23 protein-coding genes are annotated in these 22,641 nt (G+C 65.8%); 9 read left to right on the top strand and 14 right to left on the bottom strand.

The window, feature by feature from the left end; all coding sequences use genetic code 11:
* Positions 1-113 precede the first annotated feature (113 nt).
* Positions 114-368 (top strand): hypothetical protein, encoded by a 255-nt coding sequence (locus tag E2L06_RS19390; protein ID WP_138783196.1) that lies wholly within the window; start codon positions 114-116, stop codon positions 366-368.
* A 179-nt stretch (positions 369-547) separates the two neighbouring features.
* On the opposite strand, the gene priL is transcribed toward E2L06_RS19390, so the two are convergent.
* Positions 548-1,627 carry a DNA primase regulatory subunit PriL gene (priL, locus tag E2L06_RS19385; protein WP_138783195.1) on the bottom strand — a complete coding sequence of 360 codons (1,080 nt, stop codon included), beginning with the start codon at positions 1,625-1,627 and terminating at the stop codon, positions 548-550.
* A 112-nt stretch (positions 1,628-1,739) separates the two neighbouring features.
* Between priL and E2L06_RS19380 the strand changes: the two genes are divergently transcribed.
* A complete protein-coding gene (locus E2L06_RS19380) occupies positions 1,740-2,609 on the top strand; it encodes an alpha/beta fold hydrolase (protein WP_138783194.1) in 870 nt (289 codons plus the stop codon).
* Between the two features lie 39 nt (positions 2,610-2,648).
* On the opposite strand, the gene E2L06_RS19375 is transcribed toward E2L06_RS19380, so the two are convergent.
* Entirely contained in the window at positions 2,649-2,960 is a 312-nt protein-coding gene (locus tag E2L06_RS19375; RefSeq protein ID WP_138783193.1) for a HalOD1 output domain-containing protein, read from the bottom strand.
* Between the two features lie 97 nt (positions 2,961-3,057).
* Positions 3,058-3,801 (bottom strand): DNA polymerase sliding clamp, encoded by a 744-nt coding sequence (locus tag E2L06_RS19370; RefSeq protein WP_138783192.1) that lies wholly within the window; start codon positions 3,799-3,801, stop codon positions 3,058-3,060.
* A gap of 293 nt (positions 3,802-4,094) precedes the next feature.
* Between E2L06_RS19370 and E2L06_RS19365 the strand changes: the two genes are divergently transcribed.
* Positions 4,095-4,871 carry a 23S rRNA (uridine(2552)-2'-O)-methyltransferase gene (locus E2L06_RS19365; protein WP_138783191.1) on the top strand — a complete coding sequence of 259 codons (777 nt, stop codon included), beginning with the start codon at positions 4,095-4,097 and terminating at the stop codon, positions 4,869-4,871.
* On the opposite strand, the gene E2L06_RS19360 is transcribed toward E2L06_RS19365, so the two are convergent.
* Together E2L06_RS19360 and E2L06_RS19355 are read right to left on the bottom strand one after the other, a co-directional pair.
* On the bottom strand, positions 4,872-5,048 hold the full coding sequence (locus tag E2L06_RS19360; RefSeq protein ID WP_138783190.1) for a CopG family transcriptional regulator: 177 nt from the start codon (positions 5,046-5,048) through the stop codon (positions 4,872-4,874).
* A 77-nt stretch (positions 5,049-5,125) separates the two neighbouring features.
* Positions 5,126-7,486, bottom strand: a complete 2,361-nt coding sequence (locus E2L06_RS19355) for a twin-arginine translocase subunit TatC (RefSeq protein ID WP_138783189.1) — start codon at positions 7,484-7,486, stop codon at positions 5,126-5,128.
* A 140-nt stretch (positions 7,487-7,626) separates the two neighbouring features.
* Here E2L06_RS19355 and E2L06_RS19350 point away from each other — a divergent pair, with 140 nt between their 5' ends.
* The 3 genes from E2L06_RS19350 (at position 7,627) to E2L06_RS19340 (ending at position 11,298) form a co-directional block, all read left to right on the top strand.
* Positions 7,627-8,547, top strand: a complete 921-nt coding sequence (locus tag E2L06_RS19350) for a twin-arginine translocase subunit TatC (protein WP_138783188.1) — start codon at positions 7,627-7,629, stop codon at positions 8,545-8,547.
* 116 nt (positions 8,548-8,663) lie between these two features.
* Positions 8,664-10,727: an assimilatory nitrate reductase NasA gene (nasA, locus tag E2L06_RS19345; RefSeq protein WP_249361528.1), complete on the top strand. Its 2,064-nt coding sequence runs from the start codon at positions 8,664-8,666 to the stop codon at positions 10,725-10,727.
* A gap of 286 nt (positions 10,728-11,013) precedes the next feature.
* Entirely contained in the window at positions 11,014-11,298 is a 285-nt protein-coding gene (locus tag E2L06_RS19340) for an amphi-Trp domain-containing protein (RefSeq protein WP_138783186.1), read from the top strand.
* Between the two features lie 6 nt (positions 11,299-11,304).
* On the opposite strand, the gene E2L06_RS19335 is transcribed toward E2L06_RS19340, so the two are convergent.
* Together E2L06_RS19335 and larE are read right to left on the bottom strand one after the other, a co-directional pair.
* Positions 11,305-11,661: a hypothetical protein gene (locus E2L06_RS19335; RefSeq protein WP_138783185.1), complete on the bottom strand. Its 357-nt coding sequence runs from the start codon at positions 11,659-11,661 to the stop codon at positions 11,305-11,307.
* A 184-nt stretch (positions 11,662-11,845) separates the two neighbouring features.
* Positions 11,846-12,691: an ATP-dependent sacrificial sulfur transferase LarE gene (larE, locus tag E2L06_RS19330; protein ID WP_138783184.1), complete on the bottom strand. Its 846-nt coding sequence runs from the start codon at positions 12,689-12,691 to the stop codon at positions 11,846-11,848.
* Between the two features lie 147 nt (positions 12,692-12,838).
* On the opposite strand from larE, the gene E2L06_RS19325 reads away from it, so the two are divergent.
* Entirely contained in the window at positions 12,839-13,399 is a 561-nt protein-coding gene (locus E2L06_RS19325; RefSeq protein ID WP_138783183.1) for a hypothetical protein, read from the top strand.
* Positions 13,400-13,833: 434 nt separating this feature from the next.
* On the opposite strand, the gene E2L06_RS19315 is transcribed toward E2L06_RS19325, so the two are convergent.
* A complete protein-coding gene (locus E2L06_RS19315; RefSeq protein WP_138783182.1) occupies positions 13,834-14,793 on the bottom strand; it encodes a DUF368 domain-containing protein in 960 nt (319 codons plus the stop codon).
* Positions 14,794-15,035: 242 nt separating this feature from the next.
* Here E2L06_RS19315 and E2L06_RS19310 point away from each other — a divergent pair, with 242 nt between their 5' ends.
* The gene (locus E2L06_RS19310) at positions 15,036-17,021 is read left to right on the top strand and encodes a helix-hairpin-helix domain-containing protein (RefSeq protein ID WP_138783181.1); all 1,986 of its coding nucleotides are present in this window, start codon (positions 15,036-15,038) and stop codon (positions 17,019-17,021) included.
* Positions 17,022-17,045: 24 nt separating this feature from the next.
* Here the strand turns inward: E2L06_RS19310 and E2L06_RS19305 are convergent, their stop codons facing one another.
* From E2L06_RS19305 to E2L06_RS19280, 6 genes are all read right to left on the bottom strand, one after another.
* Positions 17,046-17,300, bottom strand: a complete 255-nt coding sequence (locus tag E2L06_RS19305) for a hypothetical protein (protein WP_138783180.1) — start codon at positions 17,298-17,300, stop codon at positions 17,046-17,048.
* A 65-nt stretch (positions 17,301-17,365) separates the two neighbouring features.
* Positions 17,366-18,289 carry a bifunctional 2-polyprenyl-6-hydroxyphenol methylase/3-demethylubiquinol 3-O-methyltransferase UbiG gene (locus E2L06_RS19300; protein WP_138783179.1) on the bottom strand — a complete coding sequence of 308 codons (924 nt, stop codon included), beginning with the start codon at positions 18,287-18,289 and terminating at the stop codon, positions 17,366-17,368.
* A gap of 43 nt (positions 18,290-18,332) precedes the next feature.
* Entirely contained in the window at positions 18,333-19,421 is a 1,089-nt protein-coding gene (locus E2L06_RS19295) for a glycosyltransferase family 4 protein (protein WP_249361525.1), read from the bottom strand.
* 4 nt (positions 19,422-19,425) lie between these two features.
* Entirely contained in the window at positions 19,426-19,803 is a 378-nt protein-coding gene (locus E2L06_RS19290; RefSeq protein WP_138783178.1) for a 6-carboxytetrahydropterin synthase, read from the bottom strand.
* A gap of 89 nt (positions 19,804-19,892) precedes the next feature.
* Entirely contained in the window at positions 19,893-20,957 is a 1,065-nt protein-coding gene (locus tag E2L06_RS19285; RefSeq protein WP_138783177.1) for a zinc-binding alcohol dehydrogenase, read from the bottom strand.
* Positions 20,958-20,961: 4 nt separating this feature from the next.
* Complete coding sequence (locus E2L06_RS19280; RefSeq protein WP_138783176.1) at positions 20,962-21,732, bottom strand: GTP cyclohydrolase IIa; 771 nt, start codon at positions 21,730-21,732, stop codon at positions 20,962-20,964.
* 151 nt (positions 21,733-21,883) lie between these two features.
* On the opposite strand from E2L06_RS19280, the gene E2L06_RS19275 reads away from it, so the two are divergent.
* Positions 21,884-22,579 (top strand): hypothetical protein, encoded by a 696-nt coding sequence (locus E2L06_RS19275; RefSeq protein WP_138783175.1) that lies wholly within the window; start codon positions 21,884-21,886, stop codon positions 22,577-22,579.
* Positions 22,580-22,641 lie beyond the last annotated feature (62 nt).

Raw genomic sequence — 22,641 nt, 5'->3', positions numbered from 1 at the left:
CATGTCCGTCGTTTATACGCGACCGACGACAGAACACAGGGAATTATCGCCCGATCGCCGTCCAAGAACCCCTTCGAAGCGCTTTTGACTGGGCCGGCGAAATCGCTCAGGCAATGGTCGAACGTGAATCGCTCATCGAAATCGTCGTTTCCGTCGGTGCCGTCTTACTGATGCTGGCGGCGATGTTCGCTATCGGATCGTCCTACGGCGCCGCAAACAGCACGCTCTCGCTCGAAGGCGGGTGGATGCTCGTCTGGGTGATCGTCGGCTTCATCCTGGTGATGACGGCAGTCGGGGTCGCCTTGGCCTACCTGCTGGACGATTCCGACGACAGCCTCGAGTCCGACGGTGGCGACGTCAGCGCCTGAGAGCTACATTAGCGCTGGCTCATTTCTCTCGGTCGTCTCGGTGACTATCTCACCGATCTCGAAACAACACTCGGAACCACCAGCAACGGGAGCCATCTCAGACGGACCACTGTCAGTCAGTTTGGGCGCACCCGCGACCTGGCTGCGGGTGCACCGGTAACTCGGGACAGCAGACCGTCTCAGTCGCCGCTCGCCGACTGCTCGTCCTCCCGCCAGTCCTCGAGGTCGTCGTCCTCCGCTTCCTCGAGTCGCTTTTCGTAGTAGGCCATCGGATGTGGAATCCGCTCGCAGAGGTCGTCTTTGTTCACGCAGTCACCGTAGGACTGCATCGTCGCACAGGCCGGTGCCGAGTACTCCGTCGGCGAGCTATCGCCGCGGATATGATCGGTCTGATAGCGCGTCATCTCCTCGCCGAACGACGAGTTGACTCGATAGAGGTCGACGATTTCGTCGGTCGACATGCCGATACTCGTCAGGAAAGCGGTGATCGCAAAGCGGGAGTGGTGTGGCAGGTGTTCGCCCTTCTGGACCTGATCGAGCAACGCCTTCATACACGGCGGGAAGAGGTCGGGAACGACGGTGTCGATGTCCTGCGTGAGATCGAGCGTTGCTAAGACCTCACGAACGTCGGCGACGTCGTCCTCGAGCGCACGTGCAATCGTCTCGGGAACTTCGAAGGGCAGCCCGTCTTCGATCCGGCCCCGGATCGCCTCTCGGAGCAGCGCGAGGAGTTCGTCTTCATCGACGGGCACCTCGCCCCTCTCCAGCGGTCGGTTGACGAGCCGCCACCGATCTTCCCACAGGTCTTCGGCAAGCGGCAGGTAGGCCCCGACGTCGATGCGGTAGCTGTCGCCGCCCGGTTCCTCGCGGACGTCGTCCTGCAGGTCGAATTCAGTCAGGAGGTCTGCGAGTTCGAGCCCCGTCGACGCGACACTTTTCAGTTCGGTGGTGTCGGCCATGTCGGCGGTAAAGCGGTCGTAGGCCGTCGCGGCCTCCCCGCGGGCGTACTTGCGGACGAGCACGCGCTCGCCGACCAGCGAGACGAGTACCCGCGCGACGGGATAGGAGAGCAACTCGACGCGCGGATCGCGGTGTGGCTCGCCGACTTCACCCTCCTCGAGCGCGGTAATTACACGTTGGCGCGCGCGGTCGACGACCGCCCGGTCTTGCTCGACGACGGTCGCGAGATCGACCGCTTCCGTCGCGACGGACTCGCGAGCGGCCGCGAGAAACGGGTACCGGGCGTGGAGTCGCTGCATCGGTAAAACGAAATTACTCCGGCGGGATAAACGCGCTGATTATCGTAATCACGTTTTATCACCGCCGCGCTCGAGGATCGATTTCAAGAGCGTTCGACACGTCACTGCGAGTATGCCACAGGCGACGAGAGACGGTGTGTCGATCTACTACGAGCGCGACGAGAGTGACGGCGACGGAACCGCGCCCGTCGTCTTCGTTCAGGGGCTGGGATTCGGGCGATGGATGTGGCGGTGGCAACGCGAAGCCGTCACGGATCGCTACAATGTAATTGCGCCCGATAACCGGGGGACTGGCCGCTCCGACGTCGGCTTACCGCCGCTCGTCCCGCGGCTGCCCGGGATGCTCCGCGGACTCGTCTTGCTCAAACTGGCGGGCTACTCGATGAGTGGGCTTGCCGCTGACCTCGAGGCCGTCCTCGACGATGCGGGGATCTATAACGCCCACCTCGTCGGTGCGAGCATGGGCGGGATGATCGCCCAGCGCTACGCCGTCGAGTACACCCGTGCGAAGTCGCTGACGCTGTGTTGTACCTCCCACGGCGGGCCCGACGCCGCACCGGTGCCCGAGGAAACGCAGGCACACATGTTCGAGACGCCCGACGGGGCAAACGAGCGGCAGCTCATCCGTCACCGCATGCGTCCCGCGTTCACCGAGCGGTTCACCAACCGGAACCCCCACTTGATGGATCAGATCATCGAGTGGCGACTCGAGCAGGATGCCGATGATCCGGCTCGCGAGGCCCAGGCCGCCGCCGTCCAGAGCTTCGACGTCAGCGAGCGTCTGGGCCGGGTCCGCGTGCCGACGCTGATCCTTCATGGAACCGACGACCGCGTCGTCCCCGTCGAGAACGCGCGCCTGCTCGAGGAGAAACTGCCCAATAGTCAGCTGGAACTGATCGAGGGCGGCTCGCATCTCTTCTTCATCGAGAACGACGAGCTGGTCAACGAGTACCTGTTGGAATTCCTCGACGAGCAGGACTAAGTGATGCAGGCAGGGTAACTGGCGGTGTAGACGATCCGGTCAACTGGCCGTGGCCGTGGTGGCGTCTTCGATCTGGATTCTCCCGTCGCTTCGGACGCCGACGGAGAATCCCTCGTAGGTAAACCAGATCAGATGGACACTGTCGGTGGCTTTTCTGTGTGCGTGTTCGACCAGCTCGTTGAGCGCGCCCGGGTCGACGGCATCGTACAGCGGCGACAGCTCGGTCGGGTCCCGCTCGAGTCGTGTGGCGACCGCGGTGACGACGGCTTCGCTTGGCCGGCCATCCGCCGGATCGAACACCGTGACGTACTCCTCTGTCGGCTCGTCTGCTGAATCGTTCGGGGAGGGCATAGCACACCGGAGGGGACGTCACAGAGTAGCCACTCCCCTGTCCATATCGACGTTTTAAGTATCAGAGCAGGCCGGCAGAACAGTCGACGACGGCCGTTTAGTCGCTCTGGATGCGCGGCGCGAGCATGTAGGTGACCTGTCCCTGTCCCTCCGCGAAGCCGAAGTAGATCTTGACGGGGAACTCCTCGCCGAGGTCGAGCGTGACCTCGGTATCGCCCGGGATTGCCTTGTTCATGTCCTTGAGATAGTCGAGCGAGAACAGCGAGTGAGCGGGGCCGACCTGCAGGTCGATCAGGTCCTCCTGGGTCAACTCGAGGTGAACGTCGTCGGTGTCGCCCTCCGCATTCACATAGAAGAACTCCTCGCCCTCGTCGACGCCCAGCGCGATGTGATCCGAGACCATGTCCGCGGCGGTCACCGAGCGGTTGACGTCTTTGCCTTCGAGGACGACCTCAGCGGGCAGGTCGAGGTCCGGAATGTCGGGCTCCTGGCGGATCGAATCCGGGTCAATGAGCGCGAGCGTGTACTCGAGCCCGTCGATCTGGATGTGGAGTTTGCGGGTCTCCTCGTCGAGTTCGAGCTGGATGAGCTGGCCGGAGTCGGCCATGCCGGCGATGTCTTCCAGCCGCGAGAGGTCGACACCGATCAGCCCGCCGTCTGCTTCGTAGGACTCGAACGCAGCCGAATCGAGCGAGAGGTCGACCATCCCGACGTTCGCGGGGTCGACGGCCCGGATTTCGAGGCCGTCTGCCTCGAGGTGGATCTTGCACTCGTCGACCAGCACGCTGACTGAGTCGAGCGCGCTGGTGAGCGTTTCGGCGCTCACGATGGCCTTGAACATATAGCTCGGCGTACGGACGGTTGCCATAAAAAGGCACCCTTTACGCGCGGGCGGGCTCGCATCGACCCCGGCCCGGACTGTCGGTTGTCTCCCTTTCTCGACTCCGCTGCACGACGGTCGCGGTGATGTCGACACTGACTGCTAACCGGCTCTCATAGCGACGACGTGACCAGCAGTTGGCTCCGCCTCGAGGGGGATACCTCCGATTCCTCGTCACCTACGGATCACGTCCCGGCAAGTCGCGTCACCTATCCGTCTCGACCGTCTACTGGCGGTAACTGAGTAATATCGCGATGGCAGGAAAAGACCACTACTACAACAAAGCGAAACAGGAAGGCTACCGCTCGCGAGCGGCCTACAAACTCAAACAACTCGACGAGCTCGAGCACGTCTTCGACCGCGGCGACACAGTCGTCGACCTGGGTGCCGCACCGGGCGGCTGGCTCGAGGTCGCCGCCGAGGAGGTCGGCCCACAGGGGAACGTGATCGGTGTCGACTTCCAGCGAATCAAGGACTTCGACGAGCACGACAACGTCGAGACGCTGCGTGGGGACATGACCGAGGCGAAAACACGCGACCGCGTCATCGACGCCGCCGGCGGCTCGGTCGATGCGGTCATCTCCGACATGGCACCAAACATGTCCGGCGAGTACTCGCTCGATCAGGCTCGCTCGCTCCATCTCGCCCGGCAGGCCTTCGAGACCGCCCTCGAGTTGCTCGACAGCGGCGGCGACTTCGTCGTGAAGGTCTTCGAAGGACCGGACGTCGACGACTTCCGGGCCGACGTCGAGGAGGAGTTCCAGTACGTCCGTGCGACCTCTCCCAAAGCGAGCCGCGACGAGTCCTCCGAGATCTACCTCATCGGCAAGGGGCGGCTCACCGCACCGGTGCGACCGGGCGACGAACTCGAGGTCGAGATCGTCGACGTCGGCAGCGAGGGTGACGGTATCGCATCGGTCGAGGGCTACCGGCTGTTCATCTCGGGGGCCGAGGTCGGCGAGACGGTCACAGTCCGCGTCGAGGATATGAAACCGAACTTCGGGTTCGCACAGCGACTCGAGCGCGACTAGTTACTCCTGGTTCTCGAGGCGGTCGTGGCGCTCGTCGATTTCGTCTAAGATATCCAGGTTCTTGCGAATCGAGGATCGAATCGCGTCGCTACGGTTGACGAACTTTCCGTCGTCGCCGACGTGATCGTCGAGGTCGTCGAGGAGTTCCTGCGGGATTTCGACGCTGATCTTGGGCATCAGTTAGCAACTCGTTCGCACGGTTCCAACTTAAGGGTAGTTGGTCGCCAGTCACCGGAAACACACGGCCGTCACTGTCACTCCGCGGTCGCTGCTCCGGATTCCTCGGCGTCGGGGTCGGCCGCCGATCCGCCGCCACCGCCGAACAGCCGGCCACCGCCGGTCAGCACGTAGAGGACCGCGAGACCGAGCAGGTACGTGAGCGCGATCGGGAAGGCGACCAGCAACATCGTGAGTACACCCTTCGGGCTGGCGAAGGCAGCGAGAGCGAAGATACCGACGACGATCGGCCGCCAGCGCTCGAGCATCGAGCGGTAGCTGACGATGCCGCCGACGTGGAACAACGCCATCGTGACGATGATGTTCAGGAGGAAGCCGATGCCGACGGTCGTGAAGATCACGAGCCAGAAGAAGTTCTTGATCCGGTAGGAGATGACCATCCCGTTGCTGATCGCATCGGAGACCAGATACGAGATGATCGTCGGCGCAACCCAGAAGAACCCGAGGTAGGTCCCGACGGCGAAGCCGACGAGCAGGGAGCCGCCCCAGACGACGAACGTCCGCCGGTCGCCGTAGACCAGCCCGCGTTCTTTGGCGGCCGGCCAGACGAAGTACAGGACCATCGGCAACACGGCGACGGCAGCGAGTAGCGTGCTCACTTTCACCTCGAAGATGAGCACCTCGACCGGGTGCAACGCGACGACGATGTCCATCTCGTTGATGAGTTGCTGGAGGGTCATCCCACTGGGATCGACGTCGTTGCGGACGGCGACTTTCGCGAGGACGTCTTGGGGAACCCGATCGAGGAACAGGACGAAGACGTCCCGGAGCCCGCCCGAGTAGAGCCAGAAGAAGGACCCACCCGCGACGAGCATGAACCAGCCGACGATGTAGAACATCTTCGAGGTGAGACTGCTGAGGATGAAGGCAATATCGTAGCCGTAGCCGCCGATGTCGTCTTCGGTCGTCTCGTCCTCGGTGAAGGGATCAAGCATGCCCGCGGCGGTACTCGAAAGCAGGCTTCCACCTCCGCCGCCTCCGCCGCCTCCATCGCCTCCGCTGCCGCCGCCTTCACCGCCTGCTGTGGCACTACCGGCGTCGCCTGCGGCCGTGGCGTCACCGCCCTCGCCGGCGTCCAGCGAATCGAACCGATCGAGGATGGCCTGGGCTTTCTCCCGGTTATCGTCGTACATCGCCTCCCGGGAATACTCGAGCGCCTGGTCTTCGCTCATATTCTGGAAGACCGGCGTCGGGATGTCGGCGATGTCCTCGGCCCCGAGCGTCTCGAAGTCGACGTCCTCGTGGGTGTCGGCGCGTCGGATGTCGTCTTCGCGCGGATAGACCGGCCCCCGGAGGACGCGAATCGTGTAGCCAAGCAGGACGACGAAGCCGATGGCAGCGGCAACGGTCACGCCGACCGCAATGTCGCCGGCGAGGCCGTGTGTGTTCGCCGTCGTCTCGAGGCCGAGCGGTCCCGTCGGCCGAATCAGATCGGGGAGGGCAGGGAAGACCGACGCGTGGAGGTAGTCGAACGCCCCCTGGTTGACGGCGGCGGCGACGACGGCCGCGATGGCAGCGAGAGCGCCGCCGAACTGGAGGAGGCGTCGCTTGACGTGGTCGGTCCCTGTTCCCTCGGAGTTCGCCGCCCCGCGTCGGCGAACGTTGGAGACGACCTTCGAGAGACCGAGACTAAAGACGTAGAGGGTGATCATCGGCATCGCCCACATGACCTGTGTGAACGGGTCCGGCGGGGAGAACACGGCCCCGAAGACGGCGATGAGGACGAAGGCGTGTCGCCACCTGTCGCGGAACGTCTCGTAGGGAATGATCTCGGTGTAGGCTAGAATACTCATCACGAGCGGCAACTGGGCGGCGAGCCCGAACGACAGCGTCAACAGCGCCATGAACTCGGTGAACTCGGTAATGCCGAAGCTCGGTTTGATGCCGGCGCTGACGGCGTTCTTTGCGAGGAACGCGAACGCGAAGGGGAAGAAGACGCTATAGGCGTAGACGATCCCACCGACGAACAGCGACAGTGACAGCCCGACGAAACCGGCGACGTAGCCTTTCGAGATCGGCACGACGCTGTGGTAGCCACGACGACGGATCGCGCCCCGGGAGAAAAAGAGCAATGCGGGAATGGCAACGATGATTCCCGTTATCATCCCGATTTTCGCCTGTAACAGGATCACCTCGAACGGCGTCCGCGTGATAATGTCGGTCGAGCCGGCGACCGTCTGGCTCATCTGCTTTGTCGCAGTCGCCTCGAGAAAGTCCCAGACGACCATGCGAAGGGCATAGAAGGAGCCGATAAAGCCCACGAGAAACACGATAAACACCTTCTGGAGGTGTTGCTGGGCGCTCGAGAGGAGTGTGCCGACCGTCTCCCGGCCGGTGTTGATGGCGCGGGCGGTATCCTCGTCGAGGGCAGAACTCATTGGGTTGGGGTAACTGACATCCAGTTATCAACCTTTCGAGTGGATCTGCGGGCTCGAGGCCTGATCGAACGACCTTCTCACCTTCTCGCGGTCACCGTAAGAAAAAGGCCTATAACCGGTGGCCTATCACTAACCCGTAGATGTCGGACGAGCCGGTGGACGACCGCGACCCCGAGGGTTCCACAGAGTCACGGGACGGCTCCGATGAGCCCCAGCCACCCCTCGAGGACGCCGACGCGGCGCCGCCTCTCGAGACCGACGGCGAGGGCGTCGTCGGCGATCACCCGTCTCCCGAGCCGACCTATCCGGACTCCGACGATGACATCGGTGGGGTCTCGACGCCGCCGGACGACGAGGAGATGCCGCTGGCCGATCACATCGAAGAGATGGTGCTTCGGCTGGCGGTCGTGTTGCTGTTCGGCGCTGGTGGGACGGCGATCGGTCTGCTGTGGGCTTCGCAGGCCATCGAGTTCGTCTGGTTTTCCGTGTTCCCCTCCGGCGGCAATGCGCCGCCACCGCACGTCTACCAGCCCCTCGAGCTGTGGCTGACCCGGATCAAGGTCGCGTCGCTGCTCGGGATCATGGTCGCGCTGCCGGCGTTCGTCTACGAGTGTTACCTGTTCATGCGGCCGGGACTGTATCCAAACGAGCGCAAGTACTACCTCGCGGCCGTGCCGACGAGCGTCGTGCTCGGGGCGGTCGGCATGCTGTTTTCGTACGTCCTCGTGTTGCCGATCCTCTTTCAGTATTTCACCTACTACGCCGAGGACAGTGCGATCGTTGCCTACGCACTCGGCGAGACGTTCAATCTGGTCATCACGCTGATGGGCTTTCTCGCCATCGTTTTCCAGATTCCGCTCTTTATCATGCTCGCGATCATGATGGGCGTGACGACCCGTCGCTGGCTGGCTCAGAAGCGCCTGTACTTCTGGGCGGCGTTCGCGGGGCTGTCCTTTATGTTCACGCTCGATCCGACGGGGATGGCCCCGATCCTCGTGGCCGTCACCATGATCCTGCTGTTCGAGGGAACGCTGTTCGTCCTGAAGTGGGTCGGCCGATAATCGACCGATGTCGTCTCGACTCGACGCTCGTGATCGGTGGAACGAATCGTCATTGACCTGTGTCGCCCTGCTCGTCGGAGGTGAGCGTCGTGACTGACCGCGTCCCGACGACGTGTATGCGCTGTGCGGTCGGCTGTGGATTGCTTCAGGCGGCCACGAACGGGAGCAACAGCCTCGAGGCCGTCCGTGGCGATCCCGCCCATCCGGTTAGCCAGGGCCTCGCGTGTCGCCGTGGCATCCGCGAGACTGCCGAGCCGGACGGCCAGCGGCTGACTCAGCCGCTCGTCCGTGAGGACGGCGACCTCGTCGCGACGACCTGGGAGAGGGCGCTCGAGCGCGCGGCTGACGGACTCGGGACCGCGCTCGCCCGGAGCAGCGACGCCGTCGCCGTCCTGGGCAGCGGCCAGCAGACCACCGAGGCGGCCTACGCGCTGGGGAAACTTGCCCGCGGCGGCGTCGGCACGCGGTACTACGATGCAAACACGACGCTCTGTATGGCGTCGGCGGTTACCGCCTACGACGACGCCTTCGGCAGCGATGCGCCGCCGCCGACCTACGACGACATCCCCGTGGCCGAGAGCCACGTCATCTGGGGAGCGAACCCAGCAGTCGCACATCCAGTCCTATTCCGTTGGATCCGCCAGTCCGCGGTCCAAGACGACTCTCGACTCATCGTCGTCGATCCCGTCCACAGCGAGACCGCCGCGGCCGCCGATCACCACGTTCCGCTCGAGCCCGGCGGCGACCTTGCGCTCGCTCGAGCGGTCCTCGCTCGCGTCCTCGAGACCGACCGGGTCGACGAGGCGTTCGTCGCCGCGGCGACGACTGGCTTCGACGATCTCCGTGCGGACCTCCCCGACGCGGCCGGCGCCGCCGAGCGGGCGGGCGTCTCGATGGCCGACGTCGACCGGCTGGCCGACGCGCTCGAGGACCCGGCCTTGCTGTACTGGGGGATGGGGATCAACCAGAGCGTCAACGGGACCGCGGCCGCAGGCGCACTGATCGATCTCTGTCTCGCGACCGGCAACCTGCGGCCGGGGTCGGGGCCGTTCTCGCTGACCGGACAGGCGAACTCGATGGGAACCCGCGTCTGTTCCGCGAAGGGAACCTGGCCCGGCCACCGGCCGTTCGGTAACCTCGACCACCGCAGAGCGGTCGCCGAGGCCTGGGATGTCCCTGTTTCGCGGCTTCCCGATGAGCCAGGGCCGGGCCCGGTCGGCCTCGTCGACGCGATCGGCGATGAGATCGACGCGGTCTACGCGGTCGCGACCAACCCCGTCGCGGGTATGCCGGACGCGACTCGCGTCCGCGAGCAACTCGACGATGTGTTCCTTGTCGTCCAGGATGCCTTCCGGAGCGAGACGGTCGCGTACGCCGATGTCGTCCTCCCCGCGGCAACCTGGGGTGAGTCCGAAGGGACAACGATCAGCATGGATCGAACCGTCTCGCGGGTGCGGGCTGCGACGGCGCCGCCGGCGGCGGCGCAAACGGACCTCGAGATCATCGGCCAGCTCGCCGGTCGTCTCGTCCCCAGCCTGTTCGATGAACGACCCGTGCCTGAGACGATCTTCGACGAGTTCGCGGCGCTGACCGCCGGCACGCCGGCCGATTGCTCGGGAATCAGTTACGAACGACTCGAGGCCGATCGTGCGGTCCGCTGGCCGGCACCGACGGCAAACGATTCAGTCGGCTACCGGTACTACGACGGCGGACCCGACGGCGACGCGGATGCCGGCGAATCGTGGTCGTTCCCGACGCCGTCCGGGCGGGCGCGGTTCTCGAGCGCCGAGGGCCGGCCGCTTCCTGACCCGCCAGACAACATCTACCCGCTCACGCTGACGACCGCGCGCCGGCCGAACGCGTACAACACCGGGGTACGAACCCGCGCGGAGGGACCTCCGACGGCGCGGCTCAGCCCGGCGACGGCGGCTTCGTTCGTCGATTCCCTCGAGCTGTCCGCCGCCGGGAACACGAGCGACGGGGGTCGGCTGGCACGCCTCGTCTCTCGGCGTGCCGCGATCACCGTCCGCGTCGAATCCGACGCGGCGATCCCCGATGGCGTCGTCTGGCTGCCGATCCACCATCCGAGCGTCAACGCCCTCACGACCGCTGCCGTCGATCCACGGTCGAAGGAGCCGAATTTCAAGCAGTGTGCGGTTCGTCTCGAGTTTCTGTCGTGATGGATCGACGGACTGGCCAGCGACTACTGATACTGCCGGACAAAACGGTTCATACGGTCTGCTGTACCAATGTACCGGTGCAACCGCAGTGCGGGTTGCGGTTGCACCAGCAATGACTGACAGTAGTCCGTATCGGACATCGATCGCACTCGAGTCGCTGTCACCGACGGCGACAGCCGTCGGGACGCGATCGAGTCTTTACTGACTGTTGTCCGGCAGTATGACCGACAGTATTGCGACCAGTCGCGCCAGATAGTATATCAACGCTCGAGACGTATTTGGGTGTATGCCTGAAGAAGTGCTCTTCAAGTCCGAAAGCAATCTAGACAGAGCCGAAATCGCGTCGCTGCTCCGCCGCGTCGCTGATAATCTGGATGCCGACGAGGCGATCACGCTCTCGGCCGGTTCGGAGTCGGTCACCCTCGAGCCGCCGGCTCGGCCGACCTTCGAGGTCAAAGCCGAACGCGAAGGCCCGACCGACGCACCCGGCGAACTCTCCGTCGAGTTCGAACTCGAGTGGGACGAGGACGGCGGCGACGACGGCACCGGTGGCGACCTGTCCATCGAGTAACTGTAACTACCGGTGTTCGCGGGTGCGCTCGTAGGCGTACTCGAGTGCATCCTCGAGCGAGCCGGGGCCGTCGTAGCTGGCCGAGAAGAGATCCATGAACTGCTGTGCGATCCGATCACACCGTCTGAACGTGAGAACCCGTCGTACTCGCATCGTGTCCGAGATATCCAGCCCCGGATAGCTCGTCGCGGTCAGCGCGTAGCCGGGGTGGTCCTCGCCGTCGAGCGAGGCCGGCGCGACTTTGAGGCGGAGATCTCCTGACTCGTGGCGATACGTCCGATACTCCATCTCTCGGTCGGTATGCGTCGGGGTGTAGGTCCGAGACTCTTCGGTAGTCCACTCGAGCGGCACGTCAGCATCCATCGATCACTCCTATCAGCCCAAAAGCTACGTCCGTATCGCAACGTGCAATATTCCCGAACACACTGCCGCTATCTTCACTATTGGCGAATTCATACTGCGAAATGCGGTTATATTTTGGCCGTTTGTCTACTTGATTTGTGTCGAGTCGGACGATCGACGAATACGCCGGGCTGATGGACGCGGGTCAGTCGTCGCTCGTCGACTCCGCCGTGGCCTCCTCGTCGCCCGCGGGGCTGACGCTGCCGGTCCGGTAGCCGTGGAGGTCGAGCGTGACGTGATCGAACCCCAGCCGCGAGAGTTCCTCGCGAACCGTCTCCGCGAACTCGCGGGTCAGCGCGCGCTCGAGTTCCTCTGGCGCGACCTCGATGCGCGCGAGGCCGTCGTGGTCGCGGACGCGGAACTGGTCGAACCCCCACTGGCGCAACAGGGCCTCGGCCCGTTCTATCCGCGTGAGTCGATCGTCGGTGACTTCGAGGCCGGTCGGGATGCGCGAGGAGAGACAGGCCATCGAGGGTTTGTCGGCGACCGAGAGGTCGTAGTGGGCGGCGATCTCGCGGACCTCCGCTTTCGTGATGTCGTGAGCCAGCAGCGGCGAGTGGACGTCGAGTTCGTCGACGGCCTGCAGGCCGGGCCGGTGGCCAGCGCCCGGATCGTCGGCGTTGGTCCCATCACAGACCGTCCTGATCCCGAGTTCGCGGGCCGTCGCTTGCATCTCGCCGAGGCGCATCGTCCGGCAGTGATAGCAGCGATCGTCGTCGTTTTCGACGAACGCGTCGCTGTCGAGTTCCGAGAAGGAGACGATCTCGTGGCGGATGCCGATCTCGTCGGCGACGCGTCTGGCGTCCTCGAGTTCGGCCTCGGGGAGCGTCTCACTCTTTGCGGTGCAGGCGACGGCGTCGTCGCCGAGTGCGTCGTGGGCGAGTGCGGCCACCACGCTCGAGTCGACCCCGCCGGAGAAGGCCACGAGGACCCCATCGCGGGCCGCGAGGTCGTCGCGGGCGGCCGCGCGTTTCGCCTCGACCGATGTCATGGCCCGTCGTTCGGGCCGCGCGGGCAAAAGGACGTTGTCACGACACCGTGCGGTCCCGCTCGCCCGTCGCCGAGACGGTGGACGGATGCAGTCAGCAGCGCGCCCGGCGGTTAAGATGTCGTCCGGCGTAGGGTCCCTGAAACGACCATGATCCTCGTCGATCGCCTCCGATCCCTTTCCGAAACCGAGGGGCATACTGAAGACGTAGACGAACACTCACGCGAGGAGCACATCGCCGACGCCGTTGTTCGCGGGATTCAAGGCGGGTTCGTTGCGACGCTCATTATGACCGCCTTCCGCCTGCCGCTCTTGCGATCGTTGCCTCCGTCGGCGAACTTCTGGTCGCAGTACGTCGCCGGCGGCGATCCGGACGACCACTCGGTTGCCGCCCTCGCCCTGCACCTGCTCTACGGGATCAGTTCGGGTGTGGTCTTCGGCGTGTTGTTCTCTTTGTACGACGCGGGCCGATCGATCGAACCCGAACAGCGCGGGCTCGTCTGGGGGTCGATCTACGGCCTGGCCCTGTCCGCTTTTGGCGTACAGGTCGTGTTGCAGGGACTGCTCGACATCCGCCTTGAGGCCGACGAGCTCGCGCTCTTCCACGCTGGCCACCTCGTCTACGGGCTCTCGCTGGGTGCCTGGGTCGGCTCCCGAACCGAAGGCGTAGACGATCCCGAACGAGAGTACGAATACGCCGACGGCAACTGATCGCAGTCCGTCGTCGTCCACGAAGCGGGCTCGAGGTGGCTGAACACGCAAGCCGGACGCCGATCGTCCGCCGTCGCATAGCCGCTGCCGTGACCGACTACTCGCTGCACGAACCACGTTTCGGGGACGACGACCGAGGAATGGGACGAGCCACGACTCGAGGACTTCGACACCGACGACCTGAGCGAGGTCGCGGATCACTTCATCCTCTCGGCATCCGGATTCCCGCCGGAGAACTTCACTGACCTCAAGCTCCCGGTGGTCGAGCCCGACGGCGACCTCAACAAGAACGCCCTGCAGACGGCGAAAAGCGGCGGCCACGGCATCGGCGCGATCGACGATATAGACGGTGACAAACAGGACTCGTCGAGGAGTTGATCGACGACCTCGCGAACGAACACTTCGAGGACGCCGATTTCGACGACTGATCGGCGTTACTCCGGTTCGAACCCGCCGACGAGATACTCGAGGCCGAACAGCGCGATCGCACCGACGACCGCCCATACGGCGGTCAGCGTTATGGTTTCCGTCGTCCACGCGTGCGTCTTGGCGATGTTGGTCAGCGGGGCCGGTACCGAGCCGGCGATGAGGCTCACGAGGAAAACGAGCGTGAGCCCGCGGTGGCGATCTAATGCGATGCGGACGACGCGGGCGATCGTGAGGAGACCGGTTGCGCCGCCGACGACGAACAGCACCACGGTCGTTCCCGGATCGGTGACGGCCGCGAGCGAGCCTCCGCTGGGCAGGGTACCAAGCGCGTGGACGAACGCGCTCAGTTCCGACGAGAGGAAGACGTACTGACCGAGCAGGATCAAGATTAGCGACCCTGAGATCCCCGGCAGGATCATCGCGCTGACGGCGATCGCACCGGCGAGGACGATCACCATTGGGCCGCTTCCGGGCAGCGAGACGATGTCGGCGGCGACCAGCAACGCGAGGCTGGCCCCCGTCATCGCGACGCCGATGTGTGTCGGTGAGTCGATCGTGAGGCTTCGACCGAGCGTGATCACCGAGGCGGCGATCAGGCCGGTAAAGAAGCCGAACATCGCGACCGGATGGGACTGTGCCAATGATGAGACGGCGTCGGCGACGACGACGACCGCGGTGATGATGCCGACGCCGAGCGGGAGCAGAAAGCCGAGATCCAACTCGAGCAGCGCTTCCCGCGCCTTCGTCCGCTGGTCGGGATGGTACCCCCGGAGCACGGCGGCTGCCCGCCAGGGTGTAAACGCGGTGACCGCGGCGATCAGCCGGCCATAGAAGCCGAGTAACAGCGCGACGGTCCCGCCGGAGACGCCGGGCAGGGCGTCTGCCGTTCCCATACAGAGCCCGTAGCCGTAGGTCCGCAGCCACTCGAGGCGGTCGTCGACCGCGTCCGAACGCTCATACTCCATGCGTTCGGCTCGGTCGGTCCCGACGTGTGTCCGTTCGCCGCCACTGTCTCAAATCGGGCCATTCGGGCTGCCGTTTCGGTTGCACGTCCGGACGCTAGTCGTGTGTCCGTATAAATACTCGACACCGCTGTCAGTCCATGCTACGTGGACTGTCGGCATAGCACACAGACACTCGTCACGCCGACTTCGCCCGATCCGGGCGGGAACTTTTTCTCGCTCCGGTTTGATACGCACCTCGAGACATGGACCTCGAGTCGATTCCGGGCGTCGGCGAGAAGACGGCCCGCGCGCTGGCCGAACTCGACGATCCCGAGCGCGCGCTGCGGGCGGGCGACGTGGCGACGCTTGCGACCGCGCCGGGAATCTCTCAGGGCCGGGCCGCCCGCATCGCACGGGGGGCGATCCGGCTCGAGCACGACGACCCGGGTGGGTTCCTCGCGACCGACCGCGCCCGCGAGATCTACCGCGAGGTCCTCGGCCTGCTCAAAGACCGGACGGTCACCGATTACGCCGCCCAGCGTCTCGAGACGCTCTATCCGAGCCCGCGGCGGTCGCGTATCGACGAGGTGCAGGCGTTCGCCCGGGAGGCACTCGAGCGCGACCCCGACCCCGACGTCCTCGAGGCGCTCGCAGGAGTCGAACCGCTCCGCGAGCCCGGCGACGTACGGGTCCGCGAGCGCTGTCTGGCGACGACCGACGCCGAACGCTACAGCGAGGCCCGCGAGGCGATTCCGGAACTCTCCGTCGAGGTCGTCGAGGACACCCAGGGACTGGCCGAACTCGCACGGGGCTACGCGACGGTGATCGCCCTCGACGAGTCTTTTGCCGGCGTCGCCCTCGATGGAGACGTACAGGTCCGGCCCGACGCCCTCGAGACCCCCGCCGAGGTCGTCCCCGAACGCCCGCTCGCCTTCTTCGCGCGCAACCGCGATCGGCTGCAGGCTGCCATCGCGGTCCATCGGGCCGCCGATCTCGAGGCCCCGTGCGACCTCGCGGCGCTCGAAGATGGGCTCTCGCGGCTGGCCGAAGACGGGACGGTCGCGGGCGATGACGAACTCGACCGGTTGACGACGGCAGTCGACGATCTGGACGCGGCGGCGAGTGCGGCAGAAAGCGTCGCCAACGACCGGCTTCGGGAGGCGATCCGCGAACAGGACGTTACCATCGAAGGCTCTGACTTGCTGTCGCTGGTCGAGCGCGGGGCCGGCGTCGACTCCTTGCTCTCGCGGGAACTGGCGGACGAGTACGCAGACGCCGTCGCGGCGGCCCGCGAGCACCTCGTCGATGCGCTCGATCTCGAGGCCGGCGAGGCCGAGACCGCTCGCCGCGCGTTCGGCGACGAGCCGACGTTCCCGGTCGAGCGCGACGAGGATGTCGTCGGCCGGCTGCGCGAGGAACTCACGGCGGCCAAGGACCGCCGTGCGGGCCGGCTCAAACGCGCGCTCGCTGCCGAGCTGGCCGACCAGCGCGAGGGTGCCCGCCAACTCGTCCGCGACGCACTCGAGTTAGACGTAGAACTCGCGATCGCCCGCTTTGCCGACAACTTCGACTGCGTGCTGCCGGAGTTCGTCGACCCGGCCGCGGCTGTCGGCTTCGACATCGAAGGCGGCCGCTCGCCGCTGCTCGAGGAACCGCTCGAGCGCATCGATCCCGTCGATTACGCGGTGTCGGGCGTTGCCTTGCTCTCGGGGGTCAACAGCGGCGGGAAGACCTCCACGCTGGATCTGGTCGCGAGCGTGGTGGTGTTGGCCCACATGGGACTGCCCGTCCCCGCCAACGGCGTCCGCCTGCGGCGATTCGATGATCTCCACTACCACGCAAAGACCCAGGGGACGCTGGACGCGGGCGCGTTCGAGTCGACCGTCCGCGAGTTCGCCGACCTCGCACAGGGCGGCGAGGGCTCGCTCGTGTTAGTCGACGAACTCGAGAGTATCACCGAGCCCGGCGCGTCGGCGAAGATCATCGCCGGCATCCTGGAGGCACTGTCGGACAACGGCGCGACGGCGGTGTTCGTCTCCCATCTTGCCGGCGAAATCCGCGAAATGGCCGACTTCGCCGTGACCGTCGACGGGATCGAAGCCGTCGGCCTCGTCGACGGCGAACTCGAGGTCAATCGCTCGCCAGTCAAAGACCATCTGGCGCGGTCGACACCGGAGCTGATCGTCGAGAAACTGGCAGGCGAACACGACAGCGCGTTCTACGGGGAGTTGTTAGAGAAGTTCGAGTAGCGTTCGCGTCTCCGCCCTGGACGGCTACAGGTCCTCCAGCGGATGGTGACTCTCTTCGATCACGTCGAGCGCCTGCTCGAAGGCGGCCTCGACGTCTCCGAACTCGCCCTCCTGTGTCCACTCCCCGTCGGGAGTGGCGGTGTAGACGTCGAACCCCCCACCGCGGTACTCGTGGGTCTCGACGTACAGTTCCTCGTCGACCGTGCCGTCGTCGTCGACGAGGAGCCAGACACCCAGTTCTTTCCCGCCCTCGAGGTCGCGTCGGCGTTTCCAGTGCATGGCTCGAGCTACGAGGGCGAGCGATGTATAACCGGACGGGGGCCGCTGTCGGTACGGTTCGTCCGCTACGCTGACCCCGGCCACCGGGTGAGGACGTCTAGCTGGTGGGCGAGGTAGACGAGTTCCCCCGCTTCGATCTGTTCGTGGCGGGCCGCCGCCCACTCGCCCAATCGCTCGGCGTCTATCGTCCCGTCGGCCGTGAGTGCGGACTCGATGGTGTCGACGATGTGATGGAGGAAGTACGCCTCGTCGGCCTCGTAGCCGCCGTCGGTTGGCCGGACTACCCAGTCGGAGCCGCCGGCCGCGATGACCCGGCCGCCAGTCGCCGGGACCGCAGTGAGGAGGTGGCGGCCGGCGGTGCTGTCGCCCGTCTCGCCGCCGACTTTCTCGGTCGTATCCATCCGGCGGTGAAATCGCCGTTCAATGTGGTTCTCGAGTTCAGCGTCGACCGGCGGTAACAGCGACGTCACACCATCGAATGTGATCGGGAAGTAGGCGACGCCGCCCGGGCGAAGCCCGTCCGCGACCGTCTCTAGCGCCGCCCGTACGTCCGTCAGATCGAGGAAGGCCTGGGCGACGACGACGTCGTACGTCTCCTCGCGGGCCGCGAGGTGAGCGAGCGCGTCCTCGGCACGGAACGCGACCTCGAACGCTGCCCTGTCGCGATCGATGCATAGCGACCCGTCCGAGCGGTCCGGATCGTGGCCCCGGTCCGCGACGCGGTCCGCGACCCCCTCCGTGGCGGCCTTGACGAGGGTCGGGTCGGCGTCGATGGCCGTGTACCGGACCTCGGTGTCGGCCGTCCACTCGAGGACCGTCTCGACCATCGCGCCCGTCCCAGCTCCGACCTCGCAGAGGTCGACGGGCTCGTCGACCCTCTCGAGCGCGCGGCGGAACGCGTCCACGACACGCCGGTTCCGGGCGCGCTGGTCGACGGTTCGCTTGGCATCGAGGTAGCGACGGAACGAGTAGTGATCGGGTTCAGTCACGCCTCTATCGGCCCGTCAACTCGTGGCGGGTTAAGTCCGGCCGTCACGGGAACGGTTTCGCGGGCTCACAGAGGACAGCCGCAAACGACGCGACGCAGTCGACGGTGTCGCTCCAGGTTGGATGGGCCTCGTAGGCGTCCCGGGCGGCAGCTCCCATCTCGGCGAGGCGTTCGCGGTCGGCCGCGAGCGAGCCTACCGCCTCGGCGACGGCCGGCGGTTCGTCCGGCGGCACCAGCACCCCCGTCTCCCCGTCGGTCACGACCTCGCTTGCGCCGCCGGCGGTCGAAGCGAGCGCCGGCAGCCCGAATCCCATCCCCTCGAGGTAGACGATGCCGAACCCCTCGTAGCCAGAGGGCATGGCGAGGAGGTGTCCCTCCCGGAGGACCGACGACAGCGCCGCGTCGGGCAGCCGGCCCGCGACCGTCACCGACTCCTCGACACCCAGCGTGTCGATCAGCCGGTCGATCCGGCGGGCGTACTCCGGATCGACCGTCGGGTCGCCGACGACGGTCAGGGTCCACTCGTCGGCCGGGCGGGCGGCCAGTCCCCGGAGCAGCGTGTGAAGTCCCTTCCGGTCAATAAGCGACCCTACGAAGACGATTCTGAGCGGTCCCGGTTCGTGGGAACGTGCGCATATGTGAGTCCGCGTAACTCCCGGATCGATGTGGTCGCCGCCGGGTGGCGCGACGATGCCAGTCGTCGGACCGACGAGTGCCTCGACGGTCTCCCGGGTCGTCTCGCTGTTGTACACGAAGGCGTCGACGGTCTCGAGATAGCGCTGCTCGATCGCCCCGTAGAACGCGTTTTGCCACGCCGCCCGCGGCTCCTGACACCGGAGGTGGTGGACGATGGCGACCACCGGCGTGGCGTCGTCGCGCCGGCGGTTGTGTCGGATGAGCGACGGGTGACAGAGCTCGTCTTGTAGCAGTACGTCTACGTCGAGGGCAGTCAGATCGGCGGCGACCGTTGGGGAGAGGTTGTCGAGCAGGTTCCGGCCGTACCCCTCCCTCGGGATCGAGACGACTGTGACCTCGTGGCCCCGCTCGCGGAGCCCCGCCACGAGCCGTCGATCGTAGCGATAGCCGCCGGACGTTCCCTCGAGCCCGTCGTAGACGACCAGCCCCAGTCGCATCGGGTCAGAGGGTCGTGGCGTAGGAGGCGGCCGCCGCGTCCTCTTCCCACATCGTCACCTCGATGGCGTCGAGACGGTCGGTCTCGATCCCGTCCGCGACCCGCTCGGCGAAGAATCGCGAAAAGTGCTCCACGCTCGGATTGAGCCCCTCGAACTCCGGGAGGTCGTTGAGCGTCGCGTCCCGGTACCGGTCGACCAGCGCGTCGACGGCAGCCTTGAGGTCGTCGATGTCGACGAGGTAGCCGTACTCCCCGAGTTGCTCGCCCTCCACCTCGACCTCGACCGTCAGATGATGGGAGTGGAGGTCTCCCTCGGGTCCAGGGTCGGGAACCGTGAGCCAGTGTTGAGCGACGAAATCGCGTGTGACTGTCACTGTGTACATACCCCCTCGGACCACGGGTGCGAACTAAAGTCTGGGGTGGCGCGACTCGAGGCGAGACCGACGAGGCACAGTCGAACGGGCTGCAGGGGTCAGTACGTCAACAGCACCTGAACCGTTTCGTCCGGGCGCTCGTCCAGTAGTTCATAGGCCTCCGGGGCGTCCGCGACCGGGACGCGGTGGGTTACCAGCCGGTCGGTCTCGACGTCCTCGAGGCGCCGCCACGCGGTCGCCAGCCGGCGTGCCACGGTCCAGCGCCCGCGCCGTGCCGGGGCGATGGTGCTCACCTGACTGCTGATCAGGCGGATTCGGCTTCGGTGGAAGCGCCCGTCGAGCGATAGCTCGGCCGTCTTGGTCCCGTACCACGACCCGACGACGACGCGGCCTCCGTATCCGGTCGCGTCGACGGCGGCGTCGAGTGCCACCGGGTTGCCCGAGAGTTCGTAGGTCAGGTCCGCCCGGCGCGGAAGCTGCTCCTGTTCGGTCCGTCCGGATGGCGACCCCGGACGGTCGGGCGGCCCCAGCTGCTCGTGGACCGCCGCGACCGGATCTGCTTCGGTGGGGTCGAGGCTCCGGTCGGCTCCGAACGCCGTCGAGAGCTGTCGTCGCTTCTCGTAGCGGTCGACGGTCACGAGCGACGAGAGCGGCGTCTCGGCCAGCAGTGCTGTCGTCAGCAGCCCCACGACGCCCTGGCCGAACACGATCGCTCGCTCGCCGATGCGAGGCTCCCCATCGAGGACCAAGTTGACCGCCGTCTCGACGTTCGGAAGAAACGCTGCCACCGCGGGTGGAACGTCGGCCGGCACGACGCTCACCTCGTCGACCCCGACGACGAACTCGCTGGCGTGCGGATGGAACGCGAGCACCGTCTCGCCGTGCCACGCCGGGTCGACGTCCGCGCCGACGGCGGTCACCGTCCCGACGACCGCGTAGCCGTACGGGAACGGGTAGGAGAACGATCCCGAGAGTGTCTCCAGCGTCTCGTCCGCGGTGATCTCGGGGTTCATTTCGCCCCGATAGAGTAACAGCTCCGTCCCGGAACTGATGGCAGATACCGTTGCCGCCACTTTGAGTTCATCCGGGCCGGGGTCGGGCACGGTTGTCTCCCGGACTTCGACTTCACAGGGACCCATGAAGTATACCGACTGGGCCGGCATCGGGTTACGCCCTCCCCGCGCTCTCACCGGCGCCAACCTCGACACGCGTCCCCTGCTCTCGGCAGCGTTCGAGCGCCTCCTTGGCCGCCATTCCGGCGTCGACGGCCCTCAGATCGTGGCCGACGCCGACTTTGAGGTCGATCCCCGCTGTCTCCTCGACGTGATCGATCGCCGCATCGAACGCCGGCCGGTCGAGCCCGGCGGTCACCGAGATGACGTTGTCGCCGCCGATGAAAAACGACAGCGAGTCGTGGGCGTCGTACATGTACTCGAGCAGCGCCGAATATCCCTGTTCGATGTGCCGGAACACCTCGAACGCGTTGAGTTCGTCAGTGTACTGGCTGGTCGCGTCGTTGACGTCGAAGTGGGCAATCTGGACGGCCCCTTCCCCGCACAACGGATCGCCGCGCAGGATTTCGGTCCGCTCACCGTCCTGGGCACTCCCGGCTGCCTGGAGGTTCGCCGTCGCTTCACCGACTGCCTCCCGCGGCGAGGTCCCCGTGGCGACACCGAGGCTGACCGTCACGGGATAGCGGTTGCTGATGGCGTCCTGAATGCGCCGGTGTCCCGCCAGGTCGATCCCGTTTGTGACGGCGATCATGTTGTCGAACCGTGTGGAAAACACGTAGCCGTCGTGATGCGCGACGAGCTGTGAGAGGTCCGCGTACAGCCGGGACTGGAGCAGTTGCAGGTCCGGCTCCCGTTTCGGTGATGGCGCCACCGTCCACGGCCCGTAGTTGTCGATCTGGATCAACGTTACCTGCGTTTCAGTCACGGTCACTCCCCCCCGTACCATGTCCACTGGTATAATTTGTGGGCGCTAGCGGACTGCAATTCTCGGTAACGTGTCTGTTCCGGAGAGATAACGGTCCCGTCCCCAGATATATGTTAGTCACTACGGTAGGGGTTGTCCAGAACGCCGGCCCATGTCTCGAACAGACGCCTCGAGCGGCACCAGCTCCCCGCGGTCGCCGCCACCGGAGAACCGAACACCTGTACCGGTTCCCGAGGAGCGGGTACTCCGGGCATGGCTCGCCCACGAGATCGAGCACGACGCGGTTGCCATCGACTCGGAGGCGGTCTCAACGAACACGGCAGCCATGCTCGACGCGCTCCTCTCGGCGAAGCCGGGAGCGGCTGCGTTCGTCTGGCGCGAGCAACCGATCCGGTGGTACCGGCTCGTCCTCGAGTGGGACCAGTTCGTCGACCTCCGGCCGGTGGACGGGCCGGACGACCTCCTATGGCGGGACGTCTCCACGGATGGCACTCTCTTCGGCGTGGCCGAGCGGATCTCCGAGGAGGGGTTCGGTCCGCTCGAGGACGCAGGAATCGATGCCGGTGCGATCCGAACCTACCGCGACGACCTCGCCGCCGGAGCTCAGTTCGACCCGCTGATCGTCCGGACCAGACGCGGCGCGACTCCGTGGTTCGTCGCCGACGGGAACCACCGGGCGACGGCGGCGGCGCTGCATGCCCTCGAAACCGACCGGTACGAGCCCGTGCCGGCGTACGTCGCCGTGACTGCGAACCCGGTTCTCGAGCCGATTCTCGTCCGGATTTGGGGCCTGCTCCAGCGACTGGCCGGCCGATCGATCGGCCGTCGCGGGAGTCGAGGTCTCTGACCCAACTCGCCAGGCGAACGACGGGAGCGGGACATGCATGTCCAATGATTATGTCCTTCTCG

The sequence above is a fragment of the Haloterrigena sp. H1 genome, assembly GCF_005938085.1.
Classification (GTDB): Archaea; Halobacteriota; Halobacteria; order Halobacteriales; family Natrialbaceae; genus Natrinema.
The sequence above is the reverse complement of the archived record's forward strand: the minus strand, read 5'-3'. Positions and strand labels throughout refer to the sequence as shown.